The organism is Pantoea rodasii (assembly GCF_002095465.1).
Classification (GTDB): Bacteria; Pseudomonadota; Gammaproteobacteria; order Enterobacterales; family Enterobacteriaceae; genus Pantoea; species Pantoea rodasii.
The window spans coordinates 1-11,373 of record NZ_MLFP01000024.1; the positions used below are offsets into that span (position 1 = coordinate 1).

Consider the following 11,373-nt stretch of genomic DNA (forward strand, 5'->3'; position numbering starts at 1 on the left):
AAAAGCGGACTGGTTAATATTGCTAAATATCTACCCTGAACGAACAGCAGACGCATATACCTAAAAATGGGTGTGTAAGCTGAAAGCACCTAAAGTCACCTGATCAAATCAACCGCTACAGGACTTAAGATCAGGTGATTTTCAGCTTAAACAGCCGATAAATTGCAGCCTTGCCTGAATCGGTTACGTTCACTTCACGATACCCCTGTGTACGCGTTACCCATTCTTTTTGCAGGAGGAGTGTAAACAGGGCTGAGCCAGCGTCACCGCCGAGATGGAAACGTCTTTCACTCCAGTCCAGACAGGGGCAGCAGGGCTTGCGCCTTGTGCGGGAGTTAAGTACAACGCCCATTTTCTCAAAATGCATTTTGCCGGCTGATGTCAGTTCCGAGCCATCTGCTTCAAGCCACTCTTCCCGCAGCATACATTCATAAATACTGACAGCCAGCTCGCCAGCCAGATGGTCATAGCAGGTGCGTGCGTAACGCAGATAGACGGGCGTACTGGAAATGGGTGCCTTAGGCGTTCCCATGGAAACGCCCATCAGGTTTTCCAGCAGTCCGGCGATATGACGTCCCGCGAGGCTGTAATACCGATGACGCCCCTGCGTCAGGCAAATAACCAGACCGTTGCTGAGAAGTCGGTTCAGATGCCCGCTGGTCGTCGAAGCTGCTATGTCAGCTACTACGCTGAGTTCGGTGGCTGTCCACGCGCGCCCGTCCATCAGAGCGCATAGAATACTGACTCTTGACGGGTCTGACAGGGCCGACGCTACCATTGCCATGGAAGTTGCGAGAACATCATCCGGCTCACTGTCGCGCTGCGTTTTGACGAGGTTCATTCAGAATATATTGCCCATTTTCGGGTGACTTCAGCTGCCCGGGTATTATCATCCGTAATGAGAATGAGCCGGTTGCTGTGGTCGCTGTACTGTACCAGAATATTAATGCCGTTCCGGGCCATCGTGTCAGCTATTTCTCCCAGCTCGCCTGGTCGTTCCTGAGGTAATTTTCTTACCAGAGGGCGACATATGTTGCAGACTTCAAAACCGGCTTCAGTCAGCACCCTACGGGCTTTTTCACCGTCTTCAACCAGGAAGTGTGCATGTCCGGCCTCAGGTGTTGTAAACACGCCTCCGCCTTCAAGTCCCACTCCGTTTTCACCGAGAACACTCCCTAGTGAGCCGAGTGACCCCGGGCTATTTTTGAGAATAACGTGAATGTCATACATGCTGATGGGTTCCCTTATCAGAAGAGTAATCACGGAATACGCTGGCTACCCGTATTCTGTAGAATGAAAAAATCGATTCCTTACCTTCTTTCTGCGCGGCCTGATGCACCAGATTGCGCCTCCATCCGGCTACAGACTCTTCATTTTCCCACCAGGACAAAGAAAGAATTTTTCCGGGTGTCGTCTGGCTCTGGAAGCGCTCAATTGAAATAAATCCGGGCGTATCGGATAAGAGAGGCTTCAGATCCGAAGCCAGCTGAAGATATCTTTCCTGAGCCTCAGGCAGGGCATCTGCCTCAAAAAGTACTGCAATCATGGTTCCCTCCCTCGTCAATTTTCGAACAGTTTAATGACGACGAAGGCATGTTGCTTCGGCAGGCGCCGAAGTGTGCATGTGCTTTAATCATCCATCGACACGAATAAGTGAATAAGTAAAAGGCGGGACAACGTAGAGGAGGCGTGGAGTCACACGCAATCTCCGTTTCTGACACACAGTAGACATATTGATGTGCCAACAGACACCGTGCCAGAAGCAACCGCGCTACCGTCGAGTCAACAACATCATGCTAAGTACCGCTGAGTGAACAGGTAAATGAAACAAGTGCTTTCAATAGTAGAATGATCGATCTACAATTAATTCATACTAAGGAGGATGATATGAAAGCGTCTGTAGGCAGGCCAAGAGAGTTCGATCCAGAGGAATTTTTGAACACCGCGCTTGAATGCTTCTGGCAAAAGGGATATCGGGCAACATCTATGTCTGATCTCATGAAAGCGTCTGGTCTGGCGAGTGCCAGCATTTATAAACTGTATCCTGATAAACGGACTATCTACCTCGCCGCATTGCAGCAATATATGGATGAAGGTGTTTCCAGAGGAGATGCGCGAGACATAGCGTTATCGCCTGAAAATGCGTTGCGTGAAACACTCGAATTTGTAGCTCAATTAACATCTGAACCTGGTGGAGAAAAAGGGTGCTTTACCATTTCCGCTGCCAGTGAACTTTTGCCGGGTGATGAAGAGGTTAAGGCTAAAGTTGTATTTAAATTCCAAAAAATAATTAACCAGCTAGAGAGAATTTTAGTTGAGGGCCAGGCACAGAAGGTATTCCGCCAGGATGAAAGCGCGAGAGTCATGGCAACCAGTATTTTTATGATGCTTGAAGGGATGCGGGTATATGGAAAAATTCAGCCAAACATTGAAGATCTCAGAAGTAGTAATAATTTCATTGTCAGAACAGTGCTTTTGCATGCAGATATTGATGAAAAGGGTCTTACGAAAAAGGCATCAACATGATTGCCGTTGGCACAATTGTACGACGCCGAAAAAGAATAAAAACCATGGTCATACTTGAGTGCGAAAACGGCATGGCCTTATGTGGCTGGACGGATAATGGCCGATTTTATAAAAGACGTTTCCCGTTGTCGCAATTAAAAATATGCGAACCTTATTCTAACTTCTGGCCCCTTACATGAAAGCATCACATTGTTCTTTAACAGCTATCTGGCAGCAGTGTCCGTCGTTGGCATACTGCGGACAAGATAAGTGGGGACCCGTTTCTCTATGAGAAAAATTGGACCTGTTTGCTGGTAAATTGGAGAACCGGTGAGGCAAAACGGAAGTTCGTAATCTTATGATATATAACGAACCCCGTGATGCATTTAACCGATGGGAACAGGTCACAAGTGGAGAGAGGGGAATAATCCCAGCATAGGAGGCTGAATTATTTGGCAAGCCTAATGATAAATCTACCGTCTTCTTTTTTGATCTTGGCCCCTTTTTCAGCCCAGCGATCTGCGAGTTCGAAAAACTCATCGGCACTGATGTTAAAGTCCAGAATGACTTCCCGGCAGTCACCGCTTCGCAGGAGTTCATTTGCTTTTTTCAGTGATTTGGCGCTCGTAATCTTCATCCATACTCTCCAGCTAAAATGATTGATCGGAACAGGGCAATAGCAGGATACGCCTGTGGATCCCATGCGTCGAGGCGCGATAGAAAATCAGCAGCCCAGAGCAGGGTTGATGCGTAATTAAATCCCCATATATATCAGTATGTAATGAGGCATGTCACGATCCCTCAATCCCCCCAACGACATCGGCTTTTCCCCACCCGGCGGTAAACCAAACAGTCTCCGCACCCAATTAAGAAACGCCCCATAAGGCCTTCCCAATAGCAGCATCATTAACGTTGCCCCGAGAATACCGCGCACCAATCCACTACCCGACGCACCGCTAAAAGCAATGATCGCCGCATAGATCGGCACCTGAAAACTCACCAGCGCGATACTGTCCCACAGCAGCTTCGAAACCCGGCCCGATCCTGCTCGCTGCATCAGCCAATCGCGCCACAAGCCGTAGGGGCGGGCAACCGGCACCATCAGAACGGCACCAATCAAACGGGCATGCAGCACCTGATCCCACGCCATGCCGGCGATCCATCGTTCATTAATGATGCCCGTCGTGGTGAAAAATAAAATCAGCGCAGTGGTATCCGCAATAAACGCTGTTCGACGCATGCTTTGGTCCTGAGATTGCGGCAAATCATATCTCCTCTCATGGCGTAATAAGGCAACAGAGGTTCAATCCACTGACGAATCCCCTATTGCACCCTGGCGCATCCTGTTCCGCCGTTAAAAGTAGCCGAAACTAAATCTCCTTTCCTGCCAACCGTTTTGCACTACCGCAACGGATCTGGCTTGATCAAACAAGAGTGATTAGTAATACTGTGTTTATATACAGTATCTTTTGAAGGCCATTACCATGGTGTTTTATCAACCCGCGGAACTTCGCGCCATCCTCAGCTTGCCCTTGTTTATCAGCCGCGTGCCGTGCGGTTTTCCATCACCGGCGCAGGACTACGTTGAGCAGCGTATTGACCTCAATGACCTTTTTGTCGCGCACCCCAGCGCCACTTACTTCATCAAAGTCAGCGGTGACTCGATGATCGACGCCGGGATCAGCGATGGCGATATGCTGATCGTTGATAGTTCGCAGAAACCCGAACATGGTGATGTGGTGGTGGCCTCATTAGGCGGGGAATTTACCGTGAAAAAATTGATGCTGAAGCCGTATCTGCACCTCCAGCCGATGAATGCGGCGCACGCGATTATTGCCATTCCCGATCCGGACCAGTTCGAGATCTTTGGTGTCGTGAGACACGCCATCAAAACCATCAGCAAGTAATGTTTGCGCTGGTGGATGTGAACTCATTCTATGCCTCGTGCGAGACGGTATTCAGGCCGGATCTCAAAGGCAAGCCGGTGATTGTGTTAAGCAACAACGATGGCTGCGTCATTGCGCGTTCCGCCGAGGCCAAGAAGCTGGATATCGGCATGGGCGGCCCGTATTTCAAAATCAAAGAGGTGTTGCGCCGCCATAACGTGCATGTGTTCAGTTCTAACTATGCGCTCTACGCCGACATGAGCCTGCGCGTGATGACGATACTGGAAGAGATGGCGCCCGCCGTTGAGATCTACTCCATTGATGAGGCGTTTATGAATCTCACCGGCGTGCGTAACTGCCGCGTGCTGGAAGAGTTTGGCCGGGAAATCCGCGATCGCATCCAGCGTGAAACGCACCTGGCGGTAGGCGTCGGTATCGCGCCGACCAAAACCCTGGCCAAGCTGGCTAACCATGCGGCAAAAAATGGACCAAAGCCGAGGGCGTCTTGGATCTCTCCAACCTTGAGCGACAAAAGAAATTGATGGCTTTGGTTAAGGTGGAAGATGTGTGGGGCGTAGGGCGTCGCATCAGCAAAAAGTTGAATGCCATGGGCATCAATACCGCGCTGGATTTATCGGAGCAGAGCACCTGGGTTATCCGCAAACACTTCAATGTGGTGCTGGAACGCACCGTGCGCGAGTTGCGCGGTGAACCGTGCCTGGAGCTGGAAGAGTTTGCGCCAGTGAAGCAGCAGATTGTCTGCTCGCGCTCGTTTGCGGGCCGCATCACGGAGTACGCCGACATGCGCGAGGCGGTATGCAACTATGCGGTGCGCGCCGCCGAAAAGTTGCGTGGTGAGCACCAATATTGCCGGCAGATCGGCGTGTTTATTCGCACCAGCCGCATGCGGAGGGTGAAGTCTTTTATGGTAACCAGGCGATTGGCGAATTACAGATACCCACGAATGACACTCGTGACATTATCCGTGTTGCCACCGAGGCACTGGATCGCATCTGGCGGGAAGGGTGTCGCTATATGAAAGCGGGCGTCTTGTTAGGTGACTTTTACAGCCAGGGCGTGGCGCAACTTGATTTGTTTGATGACATCCAGCCACAGGCGAATAGTGAAATGCTGATGCGTGTGATCGATGACATTAATCAAAGCGGCACAGGAAAATTGTGGTTTGCCGGACAAGGGATTCAAAAGCCCTGGGCGATGAAGCGCGAGATGTTGTCCCCGGCCTATACCACACGATACGCGGATCTGCCGGTAGCGAAGTGAATAAGTGTGTCGTGTGACATGGACGTCACCACCTCTCACCGACCTTTGGCACAAAGCTGCAAGTCTGAATGATTGCCAAATTCGCTATGAGCTGTGAGTTCATTTTCTCTATTGGGCCACAAAGATGTTGTTACAATCTGAATCGACAGTGAGTGTGAAGCCGGAATCGTTAAGCCTGACTTTGAGCACGCTAACATCATCGTGATTTAACCCTCGATTATCGCTTTGAGGACGCCAGTAACCATCGGTACAAAGCAGTAACATCTCTCCGTCTTTCCAGGCAAAATTGACTTGTTCTGGCGGGGTAAATCGGCGAGCTTTTAGAACTCGAGTGAGAAGATTAGCGTAACTATCATTTAAATCAGGGAAAGTATTAATAATAGTATGTGGGGCGTTGACCCAGTGAGTGTTACAGTTATTACTTACTCCCAATCTACAATCACCCACATAAACGACATTCCCGCTGCGATTTTTTAAATCAACATCGATCAGAGTATAACTGGCGCTCTCGGTAAGGTAGACAGGGATCAGTGTTTTGTGAATCTCTTTCAGAAGCATCACGACTGATTCATGTTCATGTCTTATGTAGTTCGTCAATAAAGTTTTCGCCCAATATTCAGCCAGGTGGCAGGGTGTTTTACCTTTATCTGATGCGTCAACAATAACCGCAATAAAGTGACCATCATTCACTCCGATGGCTACATAATCATTATTATTCTTACGTGATGATCCTTTTTGGCTTTTCCATGAAATATCCATTAGCATGAAGTCCGAGTGATTATTTCCTCAATGCGTTCAAAGATAATAGTCTCTCGTTGAGCGCTGTTATTGCTTTGACTGCTCACAGCATATTCAAAGTTACTGTCTTTAATCAACTGGCTAAATTGCTCTGAGATAAACGCCTTAACGGTATCTGATGAATTACCCAGTTCGGTGATTAATTCCTCACGTCCATCGATTAAGTTTATGATGTCCTCAATGTCACGGCTTGTTAGCGCGTCACCTTTCCCTCTGCCAAGCCAGGCCTCAAGCTTAGTGGCAACAAAGTAGCCTGGAGAAACAAGCTTTATTGTTATCTCATCATTAAGTTGATAATCAAAAGAATTGTCTACTGCTTCTTTATACCATCTGTTGCTGAACCCCAAAATAGATTCATCATCGGGCATAATATCTACACGTAACTCGTTAAGTTGCATTGCGCAAATAGGAATGCTTTCATCTAAATCTGGAGCAACGATCTTGAAGCCTCTTGTCCTTAACTCTTGCTGAAGGGCATGATATTTTGCATAACTAATTACATGAACAATTAAATCTACATCATCTGTATGCCGAACTTGCTCCGCAGTCAGCTCATCTGTCAGTAAAAGTGCAGTAGTGCATCCTCCGACAAACGTAACCTGCTTCACTAAATCAGGCCCTAATGCGCGAGCTACTTCAACCAGCATACGGTGTTGTTGTTTAGCTTCCATGGTTATCTCTCTATTCCGTAAATATCTTATCCAGCATATTTGCGGCTAAGCTGGCTTCACGCGGATTTCCAAGCCTGATTGCATCGACCAAGGCGAGCATTGCATATAAATCACCATCTTGCCGAACAGCATAAGGAACAGTATGAAATAAAGGTATCACTTTCAATCCCTTACTTTTGGCTCTTTCATCTGGCCAGACTGCAATTAACTCTCCCGAACTGAACAGTTTTTCATTTAATACAGGAGCAGAAAAAGAAGTGGCTATCCCACGCGTCAGTTCTCCCATCCTGGCCGGGAAGACGTACTTGATTCCGTAAACGATAAATTCGAGCAGCGATTTCTTGTTGGCTCGTGGTACGCCATATTTGCGGTCTTTCTTAGCCAGACCAATATCCGAGCATCGCTTAATGGATTCTGCTATTTGTGTTTTACTTACACCGGTAGTTCTTTCCAGGCTGCGAACGGTATAAAGACTCTCCCGATAAGCTTCAATTCCACTAAATTCAATGATTCCTTGCTGCTTCAACTCTTCTTCATCGGTGATGTCCCAGTCTCGCCATAGCCCCGGACCAGGCCGTAAGTACTCGTCACCGCTTAGATGCTTTTCCTGACGCTCCAGCGATATTAGCTTCAACAACAACAAAATATCTTGACCTTTCATCCCCACTCCCAGTTCGTTGTCCCCCGTCCCGGGACTTGGGACAACTTTGTGTTTTTTGAAAAAATAAAGCAAGGGGAAATTACGGTGTGACTTGCCTCCCGCTGATGCGGGTGATCGATGACATTAATCAAAGCGGCACAGGAAAACTGTGGTTTGCCGGACAAGGGATTCGAAAGCCCTGGGCGATGAAGCGCGAGATGTTGTCCCCGGCCTATACCACACGATATGCGGATCTGCCGGTAGCGAAGTAAGGGCGGACACCCCAGATAAGCGTGGAGGTATTTGGGCGAAAAAAACGACCCATTTTAGATGCGCAGCCAATTTGATGATTTTAATTTTTGTTGATGGCTGATTTAGTGAAAATCAGCGATAAGATAATCCAGCAAGAAACCAGGAATTACCCGTATTTTAAGTAAGGACTGTAAAAAGCCGGGCTTTTTTGCTTTAATTATCAAGTGTGGAACGATGAGAGGACAGCATGACAAAAGCCTATATAACAAAATATGCATTAACCCGAGGTATCTACATCGCAGAGGGTGAACTCAAAAATGATGGCGAACTATTTGTGCAGCGTCGCGATCGCGAGTACAACTTCGAGCAGTTCTTTAAGAAAAAAGAGTTTCAGTTAACCGAAGAAGAGGCACTGGCGCGCGCAGATAAAATGCGCTCGGTGCAACTTAAAAAAACTGGCGAAGGAATATCAAAAGCTCAGTGAGCTGGAATTCACCATCAAAGCATAATGCTGAGTGCGTGAATTTGTTCTAATTCACTGATTACTAATGGTTCTGATATTGCGATGGGCACTGAAAGAAAAATGTTAAGATTTCGAAAAAATAATGAAATCCCATTTCATAACCTGGCCAGAAAGTGATGTGAAGCGCCGCCTGCGGGCGGTTTTTTTATTTGCTCGCTGATCGAAAATCATGCGTTACGGCGAAGAAATAGAGCAGATGCATGAGGATAGCGAAGCGGCGAAAGGTTCTGCCGATTATGTTAATCCAATAACATAGGTTACTGTAATAAAATGGACCAATAATAAACAGAGGTTCGCGTGCGCGACAACGAAATCGATATCCATTATTACGCCACCGAGATCCGGAAATTAGCAGCGGCTCATCAGGCCGGAGAAACACTGAGCGATGTGAAAACCAGAGTGGATCTTCTTATTCAACAAATGAAAGAGACCCTTGGCAGTGATAAAGCCTGGCAGGCCAAAAATTGGGAAGCGCTGTTAAACCAGCTGAATATCTATTTGACCAACAAGGTCGATCCGAAGTGGATGACGGTGATTTCCCATGCCAAATTCCGGATTAAAAGCCGCCGCCAAACCGCGATCTATTCGCGAAAACACTTTAAGCAATAAGGCGATTTGCCGCCCGGTTGGGCGGCAAAAAATAGATTATCCCAGCCAATGATGGACGGCGAGGTTAATCGCGCCGCCACCGACAATCAGCCAGATAAACAACATCAGGCCCAATAGCAGTGGTCGAAGGCCGGCTCTTCTTAACTGGCTAATATGCGTGGTAAGGCCGAGTGCCGCCATCGCCATGGCCAGTAACACGTTATCCAGTTGATTAATCACCGCAATCGCCGAAGCGGGAACCCAGTGCGCGGAATTGAACAGCGCCACCGCAATAAACGCCAGGGCAAACCACGGGAACGTAATACGCTGCTTTTCACCGTGGGTGACGGGTGAACCACGACGCATCATCACACCGATCACCACCAGGAACGGTGCCAGCATCATCACGCGCAACATCTTGGCGATCACCGCCGCATTCTCGGTTTCCGGGCTGATGGCGTGCCCAGCCGCCACCACCTGCGCCACTTCATGCATGGTCGAACCGGTATAAACACCAAATTCGCTCAGGCTGAGCCCCGGCAATAGCGGAGAAAGGCTATGCCAGATGGCGGGATAGAGAAAAATCGCCAGGGTACCGAAGATCACCACGGTGGCCACGGCGACCGCCACTTTAGAGGACTCCGCTTTAATCACCGGTTCCGTCGCCAGCACTGCCGCTGCACCGCAAATGCTGCTGCCCGCGCCAATCAACCACGCGGTTTCACGATCCAGTTTCAATATCTTGCGTCCCAGCCAGCAGGCGAGGGCGAAGGTGCTGGTAAGCATCAGCACATCAATCACCACACCGCTGACTCCGACATCCAGCACCTGCTGAAAAGTGAGACGGAAGCCATAAAGGATAATGCCGAGACGCAGCAGTTTCTGTTTGGCAAACTGCACGCCGGCATCGCACTGACCGTGCACTGTCGGGTAGAGCGTATTCCCGAGAATAATCCCGCCGATGATGGCCAGCGTCAACGCACCTAATCCCAGCTGTGCGACTGAGGGCAGATTGGCGAGCCATGCGGTTGCCAGCGCAATCACCGCCGTAAGCAGCAAACCGGGCGCAAAGTGCGCGATGCCGTGTGAATGTTTTTGAATTGAGATATCAGCCATAACGCCTCCTGTGTTGCCGTTATGATGCGGAGGAATGGCTTAAAAGAAAAACTGATTATATCGTTAGAACTAACCTGAATAAGTGGTAAAGGCGGGGCGATATGCAGAGAAGCAGGTGAGGGCGCAGCGAAATCGGTGTTCGCGACGCCTTATCGGGTTAAATCACCATACCCAGAATCTGCAGAGTGCTCTGCTGCGAGGCGGTGACAAACGGGATATCTTTGATGTGCTGCATGCCAAACGCTTCCCAAAACTTACGTGCACGCACGTTTTCCGCCATCACTTCCAGCCACATGTAACCTTCTTGCTTGTCACGGGCTTCATTAATGATGCTTTCAAACATGATTTTGCCGAAGTTTTTGCCGGTTTGATCCGGATTGAGGTAAAGCTTGTTGAGCATTGCGCCGGTCATGCCGGAATCCGGCACCGGGGTATTCCAGGTCACTTTAGCGAAGCCCACCGGGTGGTCAGTCTCCGCGATAAGCCAGCTTTCGTTTGCCGCGGCCAGGCTGCTGTTTAGCTCCGCAAGGCCATACTCCTTGTCGATAAACGCATCCATCTCGTCGGTGGAAACCCACATATGTTTGAAATGCGCGCTATAGGTCATACGTCCCAGCTGATGGAGCAGTTCCGCATCTTCGGGCTGAGCCTTGCGTATAGTGAAATTCATGTCAGACATCCTGTTATGCATCCTTGTTAATGATCGTGCAGGCGAGCGTTGTTATCGCTGTCTTTTCCGTCGTCATTACAATCCCAGACGCATACCTTCGGCGCGTTTTGCGGTGTCGTAGACGTACTGCAGCATAGGTTCTAAATCGGCATCCGGTCCGGCGCTGATGATTTTAGCGCGCAGCCATTCAATCTCACTGGTGATATCAGGATGGAAAATGGTGTTGTTCTGTGCGTTGCGTAGCCATTTCAGCAAAAAATTATTCTTGCCGCGTACGCCGCCAGATTTGCGGGATTTTGCATTGATTTTCAGCGCAACCAGAATGCAGTAATAGAAGTGAACGCGCTGACTGTAGCTCTGAGGGATCATCGGCAGTCACCCGCCATGACATCGCTAAAGTGTGAACTTGATCGGATTTTCATCGTCCTGAATGCCTGCCTGAA

Annotated in this window: 15 protein-coding genes and 2 pseudogenes; 6 read left to right on the plus strand and 11 right to left on the minus strand. The window is 48.9% G+C overall.

The annotated features are described in order from the left end of the window. Positions 1-130 precede the first annotated feature (130 nt). The 3 genes from HA45_RS20975 to HA45_RS20985 are packed head-to-tail and all read right to left on the minus strand — an operon-like array spanning position 131 to position 1,546. Positions 131-841 (minus strand): ArsR/SmtB family transcription factor, encoded by a 711-nt coding sequence (locus tag HA45_RS20975; protein ID WP_100699818.1) that lies wholly within the window; start codon positions 839-841, stop codon positions 131-133. Next, the gene (locus HA45_RS20980) at positions 838-1,230 is read right to left on the minus strand and encodes an amino acid-binding protein (protein ID WP_100699819.1); all 393 of its coding nucleotides are present in this window, start codon (positions 1,228-1,230) and stop codon (positions 838-840) included. The genes HA45_RS20975 and HA45_RS20980 overlap by 4 nt, the downstream gene beginning before the upstream one ends. Then, the gene (locus HA45_RS20985) at positions 1,223-1,546 is read right to left on the minus strand and encodes an antibiotic biosynthesis monooxygenase family protein (RefSeq protein ID WP_100699820.1); all 324 of its coding nucleotides are present in this window, start codon (positions 1,544-1,546) and stop codon (positions 1,223-1,225) included. The genes HA45_RS20980 and HA45_RS20985 overlap by 8 nt, the downstream gene beginning before the upstream one ends. Before the next feature lie 341 nt (positions 1,547-1,887). On the opposite strand from HA45_RS20985, the gene HA45_RS20990 reads away from it, so the two are divergent. Continuing rightward, on the plus strand, positions 1,888-2,526 hold the full coding sequence (locus tag HA45_RS20990) for a TetR/AcrR family transcriptional regulator (protein ID WP_100699821.1): 639 nt from the start codon (positions 1,888-1,890) through the stop codon (positions 2,524-2,526). Positions 2,527-2,953: 427 nt separating this feature from the next. On the opposite strand, the gene HA45_RS21000 is transcribed toward HA45_RS20990, so the two are convergent. Both HA45_RS21000 and alaE read right to left on the minus strand, forming a co-directional pair. Beyond that, positions 2,954-3,142, minus strand: coding sequence for a hypothetical protein (locus tag HA45_RS21000; protein WP_100699823.1), 189 nt, complete (start codon positions 3,140-3,142; stop codon positions 2,954-2,956). A gap of 117 nt (positions 3,143-3,259) precedes the next feature. Next, positions 3,260-3,745 (minus strand): L-alanine exporter AlaE, encoded by a 486-nt coding sequence (alaE, locus tag HA45_RS21005; protein ID WP_128599038.1) that lies wholly within the window; start codon positions 3,743-3,745, stop codon positions 3,260-3,262. Positions 3,746-3,989: 244 nt separating this feature from the next. Between alaE and umuD the strand changes: the two genes are divergently transcribed. Then, positions 3,990-4,412, plus strand: a complete 423-nt coding sequence (umuD, locus tag HA45_RS21010) for a translesion error-prone DNA polymerase V autoproteolytic subunit (RefSeq protein ID WP_100699825.1) — start codon at positions 3,990-3,992, stop codon at positions 4,410-4,412. Continuing rightward, positions 4,412-5,672: pseudogene (gene umuC, locus HA45_RS21015) on the plus strand (translesion error-prone DNA polymerase V subunit UmuC). The gene umuD and the pseudogene umuC overlap by 1 nt, the downstream one beginning before the upstream one ends. A gap of 108 nt (positions 5,673-5,780) precedes the next feature. On the opposite strand, the gene HA45_RS21020 reads toward umuC, so the two are convergent. From HA45_RS21020 to HA45_RS21030, 3 genes are read right to left on the minus strand one after another with little or no spacing between them, the layout of a single operon-like run. Beyond that, positions 5,781-6,431 carry a SpoIIE family protein phosphatase gene (locus tag HA45_RS21020; protein ID WP_100699827.1) on the minus strand — a complete coding sequence of 217 codons (651 nt, stop codon included), beginning with the start codon at positions 6,429-6,431 and terminating at the stop codon, positions 5,781-5,783. After that, a complete protein-coding gene (locus HA45_RS21025) occupies positions 6,431-7,141 on the minus strand; it encodes a hypothetical protein (protein ID WP_100699828.1) in 711 nt (236 codons plus the stop codon). The genes HA45_RS21020 and HA45_RS21025 overlap by 1 nt, the downstream gene beginning before the upstream one ends. A 10-nt stretch (positions 7,142-7,151) precedes the next feature. After that, complete coding sequence (locus HA45_RS21030; RefSeq protein ID WP_100700129.1) at positions 7,152-7,802, minus strand: hypothetical protein; 651 nt, start codon at positions 7,800-7,802, stop codon at positions 7,152-7,154. 101 nt (positions 7,803-7,903) lie between these two features. Here HA45_RS21030 and HA45_RS21035 point away from each other — a divergent pair. The 3 genes and pseudogenes from HA45_RS21035 to HA45_RS21045 all read left to right on the plus strand — a co-directional run. Then, positions 7,904-8,053, plus strand: a pseudogene (locus HA45_RS21035) (DUF4113 domain-containing protein); the annotation flags it as partial. Positions 8,054-8,280: 227 nt separating this feature from the next. Next, a complete protein-coding gene (locus HA45_RS21040) occupies positions 8,281-8,517 on the plus strand; it encodes a hypothetical protein (RefSeq protein WP_128599040.1) in 237 nt (78 codons plus the stop codon). 336 nt (positions 8,518-8,853) lie between these two features. Then, positions 8,854-9,165 (plus strand): hypothetical protein, encoded by a 312-nt coding sequence (locus HA45_RS21045; protein ID WP_100699830.1) that lies wholly within the window; start codon positions 8,854-8,856, stop codon positions 9,163-9,165. Between the two features lie 36 nt (positions 9,166-9,201). Here the strand turns inward: HA45_RS21045 and HA45_RS21050 are convergent, their stop codons facing one another. The 3 genes from HA45_RS21050 to HA45_RS21060 form a co-directional block, all read right to left on the minus strand. Next, entirely contained in the window at positions 9,202-10,260 is a 1,059-nt protein-coding gene (locus HA45_RS21050; RefSeq protein ID WP_100699831.1) for a YeiH family putative sulfate export transporter, read from the minus strand. Between the two features lie 157 nt (positions 10,261-10,417). Further along, positions 10,418-10,930: a GNAT family N-acetyltransferase gene (locus HA45_RS21055; protein ID WP_100699832.1), complete on the minus strand. Its 513-nt coding sequence runs from the start codon at positions 10,928-10,930 to the stop codon at positions 10,418-10,420. Positions 10,931-11,005: 75 nt separating this feature from the next. Continuing rightward, a complete protein-coding gene (locus HA45_RS21060) occupies positions 11,006-11,296 on the minus strand; it encodes a DUF2913 family protein (RefSeq protein ID WP_100700130.1) in 291 nt (96 codons plus the stop codon). Between the last annotated feature and the right edge of the window lie 77 nt (positions 11,297-11,373).

Coding starts and splice junctions, on each gene's coding strand:
- HA45_RS20975 (WP_100699818.1), bottom strand. CDS start 841: ATGAACCTCGTCAAAACGCAGCGCGACAGTGAGCCGGATGATGTTCTC.
- HA45_RS20980 (WP_100699819.1), bottom strand. CDS start 1,230: ATGTATGACATTCACGTTATTCTCAAAAATAGCCCGGGGTCACTCGGC.
- HA45_RS20985 (WP_100699820.1), bottom strand. CDS start 1,546: ATGATTGCAGTACTTTTTGAGGCAGATGCCCTGCCTGAGGCTCAGGAA.
- HA45_RS20990 (WP_100699821.1), top strand. CDS start 1,888: ATGAAAGCGTCTGTAGGCAGGCCAAGAGAGTTCGATCCAGAGGAATTT.
- HA45_RS21000 (WP_100699823.1), bottom strand. CDS start 3,142: ATGAAGATTACGAGCGCCAAATCACTGAAAAAAGCAAATGAACTCCTG.
- alaE (WP_128599038.1), bottom strand. CDS start 3,745: ATGCGTCGAACAGCGTTTATTGCGGATACCACTGCGCTGATTTTATTT.
- umuD (WP_100699825.1), top strand. CDS start 3,990: ATGGTGTTTTATCAACCCGCGGAACTTCGCGCCATCCTCAGCTTGCCC.
- HA45_RS21020 (WP_100699827.1), bottom strand. CDS start 6,431: ATGGATATTTCATGGAAAAGCCAAAAAGGATCATCACGTAAGAATAAT.
- HA45_RS21025 (WP_100699828.1), bottom strand. CDS start 7,141: ATGGAAGCTAAACAACAACACCGTATGCTGGTTGAAGTAGCTCGCGCA.
- HA45_RS21030 (WP_100700129.1), bottom strand. CDS start 7,802: ATGAAAGGTCAAGATATTTTGTTGTTGTTGAAGCTAATATCGCTGGAG.
- HA45_RS21040 (WP_128599040.1), top strand. CDS start 8,281: ATGACAAAAGCCTATATAACAAAATATGCATTAACCCGAGGTATCTAC.
- HA45_RS21050 (WP_100699831.1), bottom strand. CDS start 10,260: ATGGCTGATATCTCAATTCAAAAACATTCACACGGCATCGCGCACTTT.
- HA45_RS21055 (WP_100699832.1), bottom strand. CDS start 10,930: ATGAATTTCACTATACGCAAGGCTCAGCCCGAAGATGCGGAACTGCTC.